The organism is Bacillus sp. AF62, from assembly GCF_050312695.1.
In the GTDB taxonomy this organism is placed as follows: domain Bacteria; phylum Bacillota; class Bacilli; order Bacillales; family Bacillaceae_G; genus Bacillus_A; species Bacillus_A cereus.
The window spans coordinates 1-16,178 of the sequence record NZ_JBNPJZ010000010.1 but is presented as its reverse complement, the minus strand read 5'-3'; the positions used below and the strand labels follow the sequence as shown (position 1 = coordinate 16,178).

Below are 16,178 nucleotides of genomic sequence, written 5' to 3'. Positions count from 1 at the left end.
TATCTATTGCATGTTCAGCTAGTTTTTCTGATTCATAACATTGCATATTTATTTTAGTTTTGCAACACCCTCAATATAGATAAATATGGTAAAATAAGAATTGGGTAGTATTCTATTAACTCTCTTGTTATTAAAATTAAAGTGGTTCAAGTCGGAGGAAGGCACCTTTGAGTGTCTTTTCTCGTTTAATACGATATACTACTTATCATCCATGGACCTTTAGCTAAGTTGGTCAGAGCAGACGGCTCATAACCGTCCGGTCGTAGGTTCGAGTCCTGCAAGGTCCAATATATTAAATTAATATATAACTTTCTCATTATTCATAAAAACTACATGTAATAATATATAGGTAATCCTTACTTTGCAATTGCAAAATCGTCCAACTACAACTCTCATTTTCAGCGATAGAATGAGAGTTGCCTTTTTTCACACAAATTTGATATAATATTTGTATTAACAAGTTCTTAAATGCATAAAATAAAAGAAGAGATGCGCTAACATCTCTTCTAGTAACTGCTACCGTCAGGGTGGCGGTTATCACAAGTTATTTTCTCTTTTGAAAACCACCCCTGTGCTTGCGACGGCGAGGAGTGGTTTTTTCATTGTTTTCTTTAAGAAAACTTCTTTTGAAAACAAATGCAGATATTTCACGCACAATTGCTTTCGCAATTTCTTTCAAAAGTTCTACAATGAAATCCATAATTATCACCTCCTTTCCTTCCAATTGGAAAGAAGGGATAACCAACCACCCTCACAATATGCAGTTGCTTCCATTCTATCACACTATAACAAACTCACCAATATAAAAAAGCCATACACATATATAAGGATCTAAAATACTGATTTTATATCAATAAAAAAGCACGCAACATGTGCGGACTTAGAAGTATGGATACATATATTTTACCATGAAACTTTATTTTGTGGACCATTATAAGTTTATTCTCAATCCCCACTATTTGCGTTGACCAAAAAATATGACCATGGTAATATAGGCACTAGAATCACCATTGTATAGTGAATACATATTTACTATATATTGAGTATGACACTTATCTGAATTGCATAGAATAAAAGAAGAGATGCTGTAACATCTCTTCAGTAACTGCCACCATCAGGTGGTAAGATTGCTATTTATTTTCTTCTAGAGCTATCCTGCTTCTGACGGCGAGGGGTGGCTCTTTTACTTTTCTTAAACAAATTGTTAGCAAACTTATTTGCATAAGCTGTAACAACTATAGTTAGGAATACCTTGAGTAAATCCTGAGACAAAGAAAGTAAATATTCCATCATAAGGGTCACCTCCTTTCTCTCTAAAATAAAGAGAAAGGATAGCAACCAGCCACCCGACGTATACAGTTGAATATAGTTTACCATAAAGTAACTCTTCTGAGTTGCTTTTTCCTTTTTCTAATACTGGAATTATCTGTACTATTCGAATAATATTAGTTCAAGGAGGTATGGATAATGAAAGGGTATTTTAGAAAACGCGGTGAAAAGTGGTCATTTACAATTGATATCGGAAGAGATCCTCTTACTGGAAAAAGAAAACAAAAAACAGTATCAGGCTTTAAAACAAAGAAAGAAGCCGAAAGAGCATGTAATGAACTTATTCATCAGTTTAATACTGGAAGTCTAGTTGATGATAAGAATCTTACTCTCAGTGAATATTTACAGGATTGGCTTGTTAACACAGCTAAACAACGAGTGAGAGATACTACATTCATTAATTATAGACGAGCTGTGAACAGTAGGATTATTCCTGTAATTGGTTCACACAAACTAAAAGATTTAAAACCTCTACATGGACAACGATTTGTTAAATCGCTAATCGATGAAGAACTATCTCCTAAATATATTGAGTATATTTTTATCGTTTTAAAAGGAGCATTAGAAGATGCTGTTAAATGGGAACTTTTATATAAAAACCCGTTTGAACATGTAGAAATCCCTCGCCCAAGAAAAGTGGTCAATAATACGTGGTCAATTGAGGAGACGAAAACATTCTTAACGTACGCTAAATTTGACAATCCTATTTACTATCATTTATTTTTACTTGCACTTAATACCGGTATGCGTAGAGGTGAATTGCTAGGTTTAAAGTGGAAAAATGTAAATTTAATTGAAGGTAAGGTTAGTGTGACTGAAACTCTAATTTACGATGAATTAGGATTTCGATTTACAGAACCGAAAACATCAGGTTCTAAACGCTTAATTTCCATTGACCAAAGCTTATGTAAAGAGTTGAAAAGCTATAAAGCAAAACAAAATGAATTTAAATTAGCTATTGGTAAAGCTTATGAAGATAATGACTTAGTTTTCAGTAGAGAAGATGGTAGACCAATCTATCCAAGAACATTAACTACTGTCTTTGAAAGGTTTATAAAAACAGCACAAGTTCCTAAAATTAGATTCCATGACTTACGACATACCCATGCCACACTTCTTCTTAAATTAGGTATTAATCCGAAAATCGTAAGTGAACGATTAGGACATAATTCCATTAAGACCACATTGGACACATATAGTCATGTTACGTTAGATATGCAAGAAAGTGCCACTATAGCGCTAAGTGAGGCATTAAAATCATAAAATAATTGTTGATGTGGTCAGGTTGTGGTCAAACCCATCAACAATTATTAAAAAACTCCTATATTTCAAGGCTTAAACAAGCCACACACTCCACATGCATCGTATGCGGGAACATATCAACAGGTTGTACTTCCTGTGTTTTATATCCGCCTTCTTCTAGTACTTTTAAATCACGTGCTAATGTTGCTGGGTTACACGATACGTATACGACGCGGTTTGGCTTCATGTCGATGATTGTGTTTAGTAATGCTTCATCACAGCCTTTACGCGGTGGGTCTACGACCATTGTGTCGGCGATTACGCCTTCTTTGTACCATTTTGGAATGACTACTTCTGCTTCTCCTACGCCAAATTCAGCGTTTGTCATGTTGTTTAGTGCTGCGTTTCGGTTTGCGTCTTCAATTGCTTCTGGGACGATTTCAACGCCGTACACTTTTTTCGCTTTTTGCGCTAGGAATAACGAGATTGATCCGATTCCGCAATAGGCATCGATTACTGTTTCGTTACCATTTAATTTTGCGTATTCTAACGTTTTATCGTATAGCACTTTCGTTTGTTCTGGGTTTACTTGATAGAATGAACGTGCTGAAATCGCAAATTTAATGTCACCGATAAAGTCATAAATATATTCTGATCCGTACAGTACTGTCGTTTTGTCTCCGAAAATTACATTCGTACGCTTCGTATTTACGTTTTGAACAATCGATTTTACTTCTGGGAATTTCGCTGCAATTTCTTCAATGATTGCTTTTTTGTTCGGCAATTCTGCTGTACGCGTAATGAAGACAAGCATAATTTCCCCTGTTACTTGCCCGTAACGAGCCATTACGTGACGAAGTGTTCCTTTGTTACGCTCTTCGTTGTACGCAGTGATACCGTGCTTTTCACAAATACGTTTTACTTCTTGAATTAATGTATCGTTTTCTTCTGCCTGAATTAAGCATGATTCCATATTAATGATGTCATGCGTTCCTTGGCGATAGAAACCAGCTACAAGTCCGCCTTCACGTTCTCCGATTGGTACTTGTGCTTTATTACGGTATACCCACGGATTCTTCATGCCAAGTACAGGATGAACAGGAACATCAGCTAGTCCTCCGATACGCTGCATAACGTCACGTACTTGTTTTTCTTTCGCTTGTAATTGTCCTTCATAAGTTAAGTGCTGAAGCTGACAACCGCCGCACTGATTATATACTGGGCATTCAGCATCTTTACGATATGGACTTTCTGTATGAAGCTTCATTAAACGACCAAATGCGAAGTTTTTCTTCACTTTAATAATTTTAATTTGCGCTTCTTCACCTGGTAATCCGTTTTTAACGAAAATAGGATAGCCTTTTACTTTCGCAACACCGGCACCATCATGTGTTAAATCTTCAAATACTACATCTATAAACTCGTTTTTCTCAACTGGTGGCGTCATTTTAGTACTCATTTTCCGACCTCTCTTTTTCATAACACTGCGTTACATTTTATCATACTTATATGGTCTTTTTCTATTGGAAGAAAAAAAGCTATTGACGATACTTCTCTGTTAATGTTACGCTACTACTAATTTAATACGGACGATGTTACCTCATATATACTTGATAATATGGATCGAGAGTTTCTACCCGGCAACCTTAAATTGCTGGACTATGGGGAAAACTAATGAATATTAGCCTATGCGCAAAAAAGGACTCATATTGATTAGCTTTCTCTCATAGATGAAAGTGAATCCATATGGGTCTTTTTTTATTTTTATTTTTCTAAAAGGTCAGACATCTTACATATGACATAAAACCTCGTTCTTTTATTTTTAGTAATATAACGAGCGTTTTATGTACAAACTTTATACGAACTTCTGAAAGGGGCAACTACATGCAATATGTAATGAGCATTATCGGTATTCTTGCCGTGTTAGGTTTATGTTTTGCTTTGTCAAACAACAAAAGTAAAATCAACTTCCGTGCAATTGCAATTATGATTGGTTTCCAAATTTTAATCGGTTGGTTTATGTTTGCTACAAAGATTGGTCAACAAATCATTATTTTCATTAGTAAAGTTTTCAACAAACTAATTAAACTTGGTACGACAGGTGTCGATTTTCTCTTTAATGGAATTCACAGAGATTTTGTCTTTTTCTTAAACGTATTATTAATTATCGTATTTTTCTCAGCACTACTTTCAATCTTTAGTTATTTAGGTGTTTTACCATTCATCGTTCGCGTTGTCGGCGGTGCTATTTCAAAAATTACTGGTTTACCACGCGTTGAGTCATTCCACGCAGTAAACTCTGTATTCTTCGGTTCAAGTGAAGCATTAATCGTTATTAAAAACGATTTACAGCATTTCAATAAAAACCGTATGTTTATCATTTGTTGTTCTGCGATGAGCTCCGTTTCTGCTTCTGTTACAGCATCATACGTAATGATGTTAGATGCAAAATACGTGCTAGCAGCTCTTCCGCTAAATTTATTCTCAAGCTTAATCGTTTGTTCGTTATTAACACCAGTTGATACGAAAAAAGAAGATGAAGTGATTCAGAAATTTGATAGAACTCTATTCGGAGACAGCTTTATCGGCGCAATGATTAACGGTGCGCTTGATGGTTTAAAAGTCGCTGGTATCGTTGCCGCATTAATGATCGCCTTTATCGGTGTGATGGAAGTTGTAAACTACGTAATTAGTGCAGCTTCAGGCGCAATGGGACATGCTGTTACTTTACAACAAATCTTCGGTTACGTACTTTCTCCATTCGCATTCTTAATGGGTATTCCAACTCAAGATATTATCCCAGCTGGTGGTATTATGGGTACGAAGATTGTTTTAAATGAGTTTGTAGCAATCCTTGATTTAAAAGACACAGCTACAACATTAGCTCCACGTACAGTTGGAATCGTTACAGTATTCTTAATTAGCTTCGCAAGTATTAGCCAAATTGGTGCAATCGTTGGTACAATCCGTGCCCTTTCTGAAAAACAAGGAAGCGTTGTTTCTAAATTTGGTTGGAAAATGCTATTTGCATCAACACTTGCTTCTATTTTATCTGCGACAATCGCTGGATTGTTTATTTAATAAAAAATCACCTTACTTTAACGAGTAAGGTGATTTTTTTGATTCTTTATGAAATCGAACGGAATTCGACTACTTCCTCGTTACTAATAAGTTTTCCTTCGTGTATGCCTTTTACTGAAATAACCATAACAGATTTATCTTCTCCTTCAAGCTTTCCTAAAGAGAATAAATAGATTAAATTTTCTTTTTGTAACATCCATTGTTTGCCATTTACTCGACCTAATATTCTTTTTTCTGAAGATGGCTTTATTTCTCCAACATACTGACATTCTCCAAAAGAAGTTTTTATTATATTCTTCTCTGTATCAATTACTAGATGCTGGAATAGTTCTAGGTTTCTACTTGAAACAATTTCAATTTCATGGTTACTTTTTTGCTTAAATTGAAGTTTTCCATCACTTGTATTAGATAAACTACTATTCTCAACGGCGTTTCTAAAAAAGTTATATTCTTCTTCTGTAATACCAAAGTTAGGATGATACGGCTTCACCTGTTTATCTATATGCCCTGATATGTAGTTTACGTACCACTCTTTATCATTCTTCACATGATCACTCATCTTTTTAGTAATAACCTCTACTTTTTTACGTGTATCACGATCCATCTCTAGTGTCATGATATCCGCCGTCACTTCCGCATTCATAAGATGCGATGGAATATACTCTTCTACTATCTATAAAACTTAAATTACCTAAAAGCGCAACAAACAGCTATATTACGCTGTTTTGTGCTTTATCTAATTTTATAAATGGCAACACTTTTCTGGTTATTTGTGACCAATTTGTTACCTCAAAAATTCAAAATAAAACTAACAAAAAATAAAAGAGCACAGCGTGTTAATAAAGTGGTTGCACACCTTATTAACCGTCCGCCTAACGTAACTAGGCAAACACTTGCTGTACTCTTATGTACTTCATTTTACCGTACATAAGGGTTCCTCTGCAACAGTTTGCTTACAATTGGCATTCTGTTGCTTTTTTATGTCTGGAGGAGACGAGCCCTTATGAAAAAATTGACTGCCTATAATGCAGATGTTCAAAAATATATGCAACAAAATCGATTAAGCTCTCAAAAGAAAAATGAAATCATTGATGATATTAGAAACCATATTAACGATACGAATCAAAGTTTTGAAAGCTTATTTCCTTCTCGATCTAAACGAAAAGATGTGATGGATCATATTATTTACTTACTTTCAGGAAATGGTATATGCAAAATTTCGGCTGAGACATTAGCAAGTAAAGCGGACTGTTCTGTAAGAACTGTGACTGATACTGTTCGTGCATTAAAACAAACAGGTGAAATCTTGGTCGCTGGATTAGCGGATGGTAAGAATAAATATGTATTTGTATTAAAAACGCATCCTAATTTCACAATAATCATGAAAGAGGTATTTTACCTAGATACCGACCAAATTGCCGAACTACATGCCAAGCAGGTTGCCGAACAGAAAAATCATGAACCCCTTGAGGCTGTAAGTCTAGAGACCGAAAAAACAAGTTCTAACTATAATAACTCTAGTAACTCTTTACATACTGTAAAACAAGAAAAAAATAATGATAAAGTATCCTTAATGGAATCTATTGAAATTGAACTAAAAAAAGCACAAAACGATTTCCAAAAAGAATTCGAAAGAGTCCATACGTATTTTGTGAATGAATACCAAGAAATGATGTACCATACAATCAAAGCTGGAACATATCACCCTATTTTAAAAGCGAATGCATCAATTATTGGCCTACGTGTGGGTAGCAATTGTGATAAAAGCTTATTTCACCTTGCATTCAACGCGCTAGGTAAAATTGATAGATTCTTAAAAAACAACGGTATTCTTACTGAAAGTGTTCAAGCTTTATTTACGAAGATTTACAGCGAGAATATCAAGTTATCTAGGATGCGAAAAAAGTCTGATACACTCTCTTGTGATGTACATAACAAAAAAACACCCAATATTTTTTACAATTGGTTAGAAGATAATAGTACAAAAGAGCCATCCACAAAGACAATAGACAGCTCTTTTGTACCAAGTATGTATTATAAAATTTCTAAAGAAGATGCTGATGCAATGGGATTATATTAAATAGCTATGTATGTGCAAAGAAGATGGTTCATAATCTTTTTAACCTGTTTTAGATTTTGTCGATTACTTTGTTCTACATTTATACATATGGCATTACAAAATGCTTTTTACCAAAGGTGATTCATAAGTATTTCATTTATAGATTAAGAATATAGTTATCTTATAAATGCGTTACTACTATCCACTGTTTTTCTGAATTGTATATGCTTTTTCCATAGGTACTTGCACATTTTTAAATAATTTGGTTCAGGAAACCAAAAAGAGAGCATATATTGTCTTTGTGTTCCAATTTCTATTAATTTGAAGGAGTGAAACAATGGCAACTTTAAATGAACTTTATCCTGTGCCTTATAATGTATTAGCAAACCCTCCAATGCGTTTATCCACTACAGACCCCAACGTTTTAGATGCTATAGAAAAAATAGGAGGTCTTTTTACAGACTACTCAAAAGATAAAAAATTTGGAGAGATAGCATCCACTATTTCAGAATTTTATAAAGCATTTTCTGGTGATAGCGTAAAATGGTTAGAATTCACAAAAGGGTTATTAGGTATAGCAGGATTTTATCCACCAATTGGTGCTGCAATGCCGTTTATTAATTTATTCCTAAATATTTTTTGGCCAGCAGAAGATAAAACTGCACACTTATTTAAGATAATAATGGAAGCTGTTCAAAAACTTGTTGAGCAAACATTTCAAAGCGAGATTTTAGGTAATTTACAGTCTGAAATCACAGGGTTCCAATCAAATTTACAGCATTTTTCAGATGCAATATCAGATGCGATAGTTACAATTGGTACTCCACCAACAGTGAACAAATTAATAGATGTTAAGTCAAAGTTTGAGGTTGCTAGGGGTATAATAGAGGCAGCTCTTCCAAAATTTAAAAACCCTTTAGATTCTGTTAGTTCGAATCCGACTTTTCAACGCGAAAGCATATTATTAACATTACCATTATATACTATAGCTGCTACTATGAACTTAACTTTACACCAAAGTTATATTAATTTTATGGATCATTGGGGAATACTAACATATGGTAGTCATGAAGCTTATGAAGATGCGATTGGTATGCATAGAGTAAAAATTGATTTACGTAAAAGGATTAGTACAGATTCGTCTACTATTTTAAGTGCTTTTTCTCAATATATGCCTCCTAAACAAAGTACTACCAAAAGTGCAATCAACACATATATTCGATATGTTCGCAGCATGACGACTAATTCTTTAGATCTAGTTGCTCTATGGCCGACCTTATACCCTGATCTTTATCCAAAAAGAACAGAACTGGACCAAACTCGTTCTGTATTTGGTGATATTATTGGACCAACTGAATATAATTCAAATATAAATATACAGGTTATAGATATATACAATAATAATAGAATTTCATCTGAAATCCCCTCATATTCTTATCCTAGTTCTTACTCTAGGTTAGAATTATCTGAAAGTAATTTTCATGGCTATAGTAGTACTTCTGGCCCATATACAATATGTGCTGTTGATGGAGTTAAACTTAAATATGATGGAGGAGCAATATTCGAATATGGCCCAGCATCTGATGCTAAAACAATCCAAAACTTACAATCTCTTAATATGAAATCTCAAATAGGGCCCACTACGCAACCACATAGTAATGTAGATAACACAGCCTTATATGTAAATGATAGCACTTGGACGGTTACTTCTGGATGTTATGATTTCTTGGAGGATCAAATGGCTTCTTCTCATAACAGTTCTAATAATACTGTTATTTCCAACCACAAAATAAATACTATTTACCCCGTAAAAACTGATAGCGATGATGGAGGTACACAAACAAGCTCAAAAATAGGTTTCTTATATAGTTTAATTCTTAATGATATAGCACCTACGAACAGTCTTGATAATAAAATTCAAATTTCAAATTCATCTGATTTAGCAATTAAAGCATTTCCAGCTGAAAAAGGTTCTTTAAATAACAATATAGGTACTTTACAATATGTTCAAGAACCATTAAATGGAGCTGCAGCTGTTAAACTTACTTCACGACAAATTTTGCAATTACCAATTATAAATTCAAACAACTTACATTATTCAATTCGTATACGTTATGCAAGCAATAGTAATATTGATGCTTATATTCATATCGAAACTGATAATTATTCTCAAGGACCTGGTCCCATAAGCCTTCCTAAAACACAAGTTTCTGTTAATGACGACGATATTTATAAAGATGAGAAAGTTATGTATACTCCAGGTGTAGATAATAAACAATACACATCGTTACTAGTTATGGATTCTATAGAAATGTTTCCTGGTAGCTCTACTGTATATATCCAAAATAATAGTCAAGAAGATCTCTTTTTAGATCGTATTGAGTTTATTCCAATTTCAAGATTAGAGTTTCAAGATTTATCATTTAGCGCTGATCGAGATGATGTCAAACAAATAGATGGCTTCATTTCTTATTATGCAGATTTATGGCAAAGAAAAGATACAGAATTAGGATACGTAATTAATATTGATCCTACATTCCTTGACTCTAGGCCTACGTATCAATTTTTTAATGGTGAGAATTTAGTTCATGAAGAACCTAATACTGCTATGTGGTCTCATGGACAGACAATTACTGTTCCAGAAGGTTTTACTAAGGTACGTCTTAATGATTTTTCAGCTAGCGATGCACTAAAACTATCTATAACGGGAACTATTAATATAAATAAGCCTACTTTCTTTGCATTAGCAAGAGATTTAACAAATATTACAACACAAGTAAATGCTCTATTTGCATCTGGTACACAGGATGCACTTGCAAAAGATGTAAGTGATTATGAAATTGAAGAAGTTGTTCTAAAAGTAGATGCATTATCTGATGAAGTGTTTGGAAACGAGAAAAAAGCGTTGCGTAAATTGGTGAATCAAGCCAAACGGTTGAGTAAAGCTCGTAACCTTCTAATAGGCGGAAGTTTTGATAAACTCAATGCTTGGTATAGAGGACGACATGTAGTAGCTGTATCTGATCATGAACTATTGAAGAGTGATCATATATTATTACCACCACCAACATTATATCCATCATATATTTTCCAAAAAGTAGAAGAATCGAAATTAAAAGCAAATACTCGTTATACTGTCTCTGGTTTTATCGCACATGCAATTGATTTAGAAATTGTGGTTTCTCGTTATGGGCAAGAAGTGAAGAAAGTGGTGCAAGTTCCATATGGTGAAGCATTCCCATTGACATCGAGCGGACCAATTTGTTGTAGACCACGTTCTAGAGTAAATGGTAAACCTGCTGATCCACATTTCTTTAGTTACAGCATTGATGTAGGTGCATTAGATGTGGAAGCAAATCCTGGTATTGAATTAGGGCTTCGTATTGTAGAGCCAACTGGAATGGCACGTGTAAGTAACTTAGAAATTCGTGAGGATCGTCCATTAACGGCAAACGAATTAAGAAAAGTGCAACGTGCTGCAAGAAATTGGAGAACAGCATATGACCAAGAACGTGCAGAAGTAACGGCCCTGATTCAACCTGTATTAAATCAAATCAATGCGTTGTATGAAAATGAAGATTGGAATGGAGCAATTCGTTCTGGAGTTTCTTATCATGACTTAGAAGCAATTGTTTTACCAACATTACCAAAATTAAATCATTGGTTTATGTCCGATATGTTAGGGGAACAAGGTTCCATTTTAGCTCAATTCCAAGAAGCATTAGATCGTGCGTATACGCAACTCGAAGGAAGTACAATTCTGCATAATGGTCATTTTACAAAAGATGCAGCCAATTGGACGGTAGAAGGCGATGCACATCAGGTAGTATTAGAAGATGGTAGACGTGTATTACAATTGCCAGATTGGTCTTCGAGTGTGTCTCAAACGATTGAAATCGAGAATTTTGATCCAAATAAAGAATATCAATTAGTATTCCATGGGCAGGGAGAAGGAACGGTTAAGTTGGAGCATGGAGAAGAAACAAAATATATAGAAACGCATACACATCATTTTGCGAATTTTACAACTTCCCAACGTCAAGGACTCACGTTTGAATCAAATAAAGTGACAGTGACTATTTCTTCAGAAGATGGAGAATTCTTAGCGGATAATATTGCAATTGTGGAAGTTCCTATGTTTAACAAGAATCAAATGGTCAATGAAAATAGAGGTGTAAATATAAATAGCAATACAAATATGAATAGTAGCAATAACCAATAACTGTTATATGGAAACAGGTGCAAGTGTTTGTTGCACCTGTTTTTTCATCCTGTTTCTAAAAAAATGAGGAGGTTAGATGTATGCAAAAGAAATCAAAAGTAATAGAACAAAATACTCATGCAGCTTCAACTACTATGTCTACTACTATAACCCACCAAAATAATTCTTCCACACCACCAGGATATACAAAAAAATCCGGCTGCGGTTGTGGAAAACGTCGTTAATCGTATGATTACCTCATCAATCATCTTAGCCGCTTCAAACTTCTAAACTGAGAGCCCATTGTCTCCTCATCACAATGGGCCTTTCTACTTTCCTTTTTCTCACACTTCATTCTAACCGTATCACCCTACGTATACATAGACTGAATTTGCTGTTACATAATATATTTCTCCTTTACTATTGTGGACCTTATATTGCTGGGAACCATTTACCATTACTTTATCATCAATCACAAATCCTAATCCTGCCTCTACAGTCCCAGCCACATCTGTATCCTGCCATGATGGCGAATGATAGAATCGTAGATTATCAACTTTAGAGATTACACGCTTTCCTACAATGAAAGAATCCGCCTTACTTTTCGTTTCAAGCTTCACATAAGACGAGTCATATTTCACCCACTGATCTCCACCAAGATGTAACCAACCATCCTTTTCAGCCCATACAATATAAGATTCTGGTTTGTTTAATTGACGTATCTTAGAATAGCTTGTACCTGGTCCTTTACGTAAGGTAACGTTGTAACCTTCAATATAGGCGATACCGTCTGTTACTGCTGTTGGTACTTCCGCGGGTTTAGATGGCTTCTCAGGAACAGAAACGTCCACACTAGAATTATTGTATGCTCGTTGTACATCTGCTCTAAATTGAGCCTCTGAAACGCCATGAGACTTTAAATAATCAATTGGATCTTCATGATCCGTACCACCAAGGTAATGAGTTACATCGCTATGTGTCCACAATCCTTTTTCTACAGATAATCCACGGTCACGTAAGATTTTAGCTAGTAACTTAACGTATTTGTCATAGCTGCGTTTGAATTTTGTGTAGTCCGCTGTTTCGCATACCTCTACATGTACAAATCGTTTATTAGCAGCAGGACCGCCACCATAAGCAATGTATTTTGTATCAGCAATTTGGATTGTTTCGTCCCAATCTGTTGCATAATGTACAAATGCGAAACGCCATGTCCTTGCTTCATAGTTTCGTATATTAATAGCAGGTGCTTCAGGAGTCGCTGTAGAATGTGCTACTACACCTTCATACGCTCCATATCCATTGTGATATTCGACTTTAGGTAACCCTGGAATAATCATTTCTCGATCAGCAAAGACACTACCTGCCGAAGTAAATATAATGATAGCTGCAGTAGAAATTGAGGCTAATAATTTAATAGATTTTTTCATTTTTCGTCACCATTCCCCATAATTTTTTGTTTAATGTCTGATATATCTTTTGAAAGTGAACCAAATGCTTTTGCCTGTTCTTCAATGACTGCCTGATTTTTCTCGATTACTTTTTGATACTGTTCTTCACGCTGCTCATTCTTTTTTTGCGTAGTAAAAAGCATCCACACAAATAACGCTGCGAATGCTCCTTGTTGAATCATTGAATTGAAGATTTGTTCCTCCACTGTTCTCATCCCCTTTGTATACACACTAAAAAAGCCTGCTTATGCACGCTTAACTTGTACGATTTAAATTAAAAAGTTCATTCCAATATGAATTGTATTTCCGTTTTGAACACCATTTACGAAAATTCCGACATCACTTTTAACTGTAACTTCACAAACTGTTGGTCCATTACCATAAGCGAGTGCCGGAAAAGCGATATTTTGTACAGGTCTAAACCCAGTTGGAAGCGTTGCAAAAATCGTGGTGTTTACTGGGTTTCGAACAGAGCCAATTACAGTAATCTGCTCCCCACTTCTCTTGTACTTCAAAATTCTATCAGGAACATTTTCTACCCCATTTGTAGGAAGGTTAATCCATCCTGTATCATACGCTTGTCTGATTGTGCCATCTGTTCGAAATTCTACTCTTTTGGACCAATCCCAAGAATCACCTTGTTCTTTGGTGGAAGGTGCAAAAATCAGCTCTCCTTGCGCCCCTTTATGAATAACTGTCTTATAAGAACGACTTCCTAATACAATTGCATTATCACTCTTAAATTCAAGTAATCCATTTATAATGTCGCCAGCTTTTTTTAAAAGATTATCAGCAAAAACATTGAATACCCCAGTAGGTGATTTATCAAGCAACACTTTATTGTTTTTCCAGTCTTTTAAATAGAATTGACCATCCAAGGCTCCTACAAGACCGATATCTAATAACTTATCCTCACTATTGAATCCAACTCCGATATTGGAACCGGGCGTTGGTCTCATTGTTAGATAACCTGTCATTATCCCACCAGATTGCTTTACAACATCCATTTTATCAACCGCTTGCTGCAAAGCATCTATCTGTTTCTTGAGCTTATCGAACTCTGAAATATAGTTTTCTATTTTAATATTTCCTTCTTTCACATCACGTCTTAATGTAATACGAATATCTGGTGTACTCATTCGTTCTGTACTTTTTTCCATCACAAAATACGCTGTCCAATCATCCGATGTGGAAACAGCTTGCGAAGACAATGTGTATGAAAATACGCCATTCTTTGCATCAACTATTTGGGCATCATCCCGAACGAACAGTCCGACTTGATTAATCGCTTCGTACTTTACTGCATACCCTGTTAAATCAACAATTTTCCCCTTTTCTCTTACATATACAGTAAGCTTCAATCCGTTTTTATCATTTTGTCTCGAACGAATTGTTTTGGTAAACACAGGATCTGCTAAATCTATCATAATTTCCTCATTTCGCATGACTACACCTCTCTCTAACTATTCCTTTTCACGCGTCTAGGTGGTCTTCTTTGACGTTTTACTTTGTTCCTATGTTTTATATTCCCTTTAGGCTTTATCAGCTCTATTTCTTCGAATTTAGCCCTAGTTTTAGTTACATACTCTTGAAATGCACTTGTTAATTGTGAAAGCATTCCATATAAGCCTACACCATTTTCCTCTGATTCTTTTGGAATAACTAAACCATAATGTGTAGGAATTGCATCTGTAGTAATTGTTGGCTCTCCTTCCTTACGATTCATACGCATCTCATACAGTTTTGGAATGTCGGTTTTCAAATTGTATTGTTTAATTTCCCATTCCATTACCTTTTCCAGTGCGCTGAATGCAACAGGACGGATATTAGTTTTATAGGTTTCTTTTGAAGAAACTTTGAAGTCTGAAGCAATTACTCCTTGATAATATGTCCCAAGAGCGGTTTTCACTTGGATATACCCATTATCCCAACTCGAATTTCGTATTATTGCATTTGGGAGCATAATATCCGTATCCCCTCCAGATGCAACTCCAATACTTGCAATCCAATTGTCATTCCGATAAAAGCGGAACTGATCTTTGACTTTAAACCTCATTTCACTTTGAGCATGTAGGACAATCATTTTATCAGCGTCAAGCATTGCGTTACCTGTCTGTGAAAAGTATAAGGATGCTGCATTCAAGTATCCATTGCCATCAAGTCCTTTAGTAATTCCAATTCCCCCAGACTTAACACTCGTATCCGAGAATTGGTACACCATAATAGCGCCATTTGCCCCTGTGGAATCTGAATCTCCACCTAAAATAAGAGTAGGCTGTATTTCATTTCTACTATTTTTATAATACCCTACAAACACCCTTGTTTTAGATGACTCATACAAGCGTATAAATTGCTTTGAAATATTTACATAGTTCACACTATCTGAAGTTCGTAATGTTGAACCTGTTATTTCTCCCCCTCGAACAACGTTCCCGCTTAATGTACCTGCAGTAATAAAATCAGCAACAATTCTTCCGTCACTTGTAATGGCAGTTCCATATGGGCCATTCACACCTGTGGAAGAATACCCTAATCCATTCAAGTGCCATTGCCAAACCTTTTTCGCACTCTTTTCATCTTTCGTATCCATCATTAAAATACGATCTGGATAAACGCGGACATGTCCTCCGAATCCCGAATTAATAAGGCTTGTAGCATTTGCTTTTGCTGCATCTAAAATAGAGCTTGGCATATTGGATAACTCTTCTTGTACCAGGTCAACCCTACCGGAAACGTCCGTAAAGGATTCTTTGAAGTTACCGATCGTTATGTCCAAATACTCTTTTTTTATGGGGTCATATTTATAAGCAATTAC

12 protein-coding genes, 1 tRNA gene, 1 pseudogene and 1 riboswitch are annotated in these 16,178 nt (G+C 35.3%); of the genes and pseudogenes, 6 read left to right on the top strand and 8 right to left on the bottom strand.

What is annotated here, in order from left to right; translation table 11 throughout:
- Positions 1-213: 213 nt before the first annotated feature.
- Positions 214-287: transfer RNA gene (locus ACQRBL_RS01665), tRNA-Ile, on the top strand.
- A gap of 257 nt (positions 288-544) precedes the next feature.
- Here the strand turns inward: ACQRBL_RS01665 and ACQRBL_RS01660 are convergent.
- A complete protein-coding gene (locus ACQRBL_RS01660) occupies positions 545-700 on the bottom strand; it encodes a hypothetical protein (RefSeq protein ID WP_000345895.1) in 156 nt (51 codons plus the stop codon).
- 434 nt (positions 701-1,134) lie between these two features.
- Complete coding sequence (locus ACQRBL_RS01655) at positions 1,135-1,293, bottom strand: hypothetical protein (protein ID WP_186323833.1); 159 nt, start codon at positions 1,291-1,293, stop codon at positions 1,135-1,137.
- A 174-nt stretch (positions 1,294-1,467) separates the two neighbouring features.
- Here ACQRBL_RS01655 and ACQRBL_RS01650 point away from each other — a divergent pair, with 174 nt between their 5' ends.
- Entirely contained in the window at positions 1,468-2,592 is a 1,125-nt protein-coding gene (locus tag ACQRBL_RS01650) for a tyrosine-type recombinase/integrase (RefSeq protein WP_411996620.1), read from the top strand.
- 58 nt (positions 2,593-2,650) lie between these two features.
- On the opposite strand, the gene rlmD is transcribed toward ACQRBL_RS01650, so the two are convergent.
- The gene (gene rlmD, locus ACQRBL_RS01645; RefSeq protein WP_411996621.1) at positions 2,651-4,051 is read right to left on the bottom strand and encodes a 23S rRNA (uracil(1939)-C(5))-methyltransferase RlmD; all 1,401 of its coding nucleotides are present in this window, start codon (positions 4,049-4,051) and stop codon (positions 2,651-2,653) included.
- Between the two features lie 100 nt (positions 4,052-4,151).
- A riboswitch (purine riboswitch) is annotated at positions 4,152-4,253 on the top strand.
- Between the two features lie 202 nt (positions 4,254-4,455).
- On the opposite strand from rlmD, the gene ACQRBL_RS01640 reads away from it, so the two are divergent.
- Positions 4,456-5,652: a NupC/NupG family nucleoside CNT transporter gene (locus ACQRBL_RS01640; protein ID WP_001200491.1), complete on the top strand. Its 1,197-nt coding sequence runs from the start codon at positions 4,456-4,458 to the stop codon at positions 5,650-5,652.
- A 46-nt stretch (positions 5,653-5,698) separates the two neighbouring features.
- Here ACQRBL_RS01640 and ACQRBL_RS01635 read toward each other — a convergent pair whose 3' ends face one another.
- The gene (locus tag ACQRBL_RS01635; protein ID WP_065486040.1) at positions 5,699-6,295 is read right to left on the bottom strand and encodes a hypothetical protein; all 597 of its coding nucleotides are present in this window, start codon (positions 6,293-6,295) and stop codon (positions 5,699-5,701) included.
- Between the two features lie 360 nt (positions 6,296-6,655).
- Here ACQRBL_RS01635 and ACQRBL_RS01630 point away from each other — a divergent pair, with 360 nt between their 5' ends.
- From ACQRBL_RS01630 to ACQRBL_RS01620, 3 genes are all read left to right on the top strand, one after another.
- Positions 6,656-7,732, top strand: a complete 1,077-nt coding sequence (locus tag ACQRBL_RS01630) for a cytosolic protein (protein WP_411996622.1) — start codon at positions 6,656-6,658, stop codon at positions 7,730-7,732.
- Positions 7,733-8,048: 316 nt separating this feature from the next.
- Positions 8,049-11,933 carry an insecticidal delta-endotoxin Cry8Ea1 family protein gene (locus tag ACQRBL_RS01625; RefSeq protein WP_427733758.1) on the top strand — a complete coding sequence of 1,295 codons (3,885 nt, stop codon included), beginning with the start codon at positions 8,049-8,051 and terminating at the stop codon, positions 11,931-11,933.
- A gap of 80 nt (positions 11,934-12,013) precedes the next feature.
- Positions 12,014-12,157, top strand: coding sequence for a hypothetical protein (locus tag ACQRBL_RS01620; RefSeq protein ID WP_411996624.1), 144 nt, complete (start codon positions 12,014-12,016; stop codon positions 12,155-12,157).
- 120 nt (positions 12,158-12,277) lie between these two features.
- Here ACQRBL_RS01620 and ACQRBL_RS01615 read toward each other — a convergent pair whose 3' ends face one another.
- From ACQRBL_RS01615 to ACQRBL_RS01600, 4 genes and pseudogenes are all read right to left on the bottom strand, one after another.
- Complete coding sequence (locus tag ACQRBL_RS01615; RefSeq protein WP_427733756.1) at positions 12,278-13,342, bottom strand: N-acetylmuramoyl-L-alanine amidase; 1,065 nt, start codon at positions 13,340-13,342, stop codon at positions 12,278-12,280.
- Positions 13,339-13,569 carry a BhlA/UviB family holin-like peptide gene (locus ACQRBL_RS01610; protein WP_411996626.1) on the bottom strand — a complete coding sequence of 77 codons (231 nt, stop codon included), beginning with the start codon at positions 13,567-13,569 and terminating at the stop codon, positions 13,339-13,341. Before ACQRBL_RS01610 ends, ACQRBL_RS01615 begins: the two co-directional genes overlap by 4 nt.
- Positions 13,570-13,632: 63 nt before the next feature.
- A complete protein-coding gene (locus tag ACQRBL_RS01605) occupies positions 13,633-14,808 on the bottom strand; it encodes a BppU family phage baseplate upper protein (RefSeq protein ID WP_411996627.1) in 1,176 nt (391 codons plus the stop codon).
- Positions 14,809-14,822: 14 nt separating this feature from the next.
- A pseudogene (locus ACQRBL_RS01600) lies at positions 14,823-16,178 on the bottom strand (phage tail spike protein); the annotation flags it as partial.

What these genes read in the sequence shown, in the direction of transcription:
- ACQRBL_RS01625 (WP_427733758.1), top strand. Translation starts at nt 8,049, where the DNA reads ATGGCAACTTTAAATGAACTTTATCCTGTGCCTTATAATGTATTAGCA.
- ACQRBL_RS01660 (WP_000345895.1), bottom strand. Translation starts at nt 700, where the DNA reads ATGGATTTCATTGTAGAACTTTTGAAAGAAATTGCGAAAGCAATTGTG.
- ACQRBL_RS01640 (WP_001200491.1), top strand. Translation starts at nt 4,456, where the DNA reads ATGCAATATGTAATGAGCATTATCGGTATTCTTGCCGTGTTAGGTTTA.
- ACQRBL_RS01650 (WP_411996620.1), top strand. Translation starts at nt 1,468, where the DNA reads ATGAAAGGGTATTTTAGAAAACGCGGTGAAAAGTGGTCATTTACAATT.
- ACQRBL_RS01615 (WP_427733756.1), bottom strand. Translation starts at nt 13,342, where the DNA reads ATGAAAAAATCTATTAAATTATTAGCCTCAATTTCTACTGCAGCTATC.
- rlmD (WP_411996621.1), bottom strand. Translation starts at nt 4,051, where the DNA reads ATGAAAAAGAGAGGTCGGAAAATGAGTACTAAAATGACGCCACCAGTT.
- ACQRBL_RS01635 (WP_065486040.1), bottom strand. Translation starts at nt 6,295, where the DNA reads ATGAATGCGGAAGTGACGGCGGATATCATGACACTAGAGATGGATCGT.
- ACQRBL_RS01655 (WP_186323833.1), bottom strand. Translation starts at nt 1,293, where the DNA reads ATGATGGAATATTTACTTTCTTTGTCTCAGGATTTACTCAAGGTATTC.
- ACQRBL_RS01605 (WP_411996627.1), bottom strand. Translation starts at nt 14,808, where the DNA reads ATGCGAAATGAGGAAATTATGATAGATTTAGCAGATCCTGTGTTTACC.
- ACQRBL_RS01620 (WP_411996624.1), top strand. Translation starts at nt 12,014, where the DNA reads ATGCAAAAGAAATCAAAAGTAATAGAACAAAATACTCATGCAGCTTCA.
- ACQRBL_RS01630 (WP_411996622.1), top strand. Translation starts at nt 6,656, where the DNA reads ATGAAAAAATTGACTGCCTATAATGCAGATGTTCAAAAATATATGCAA.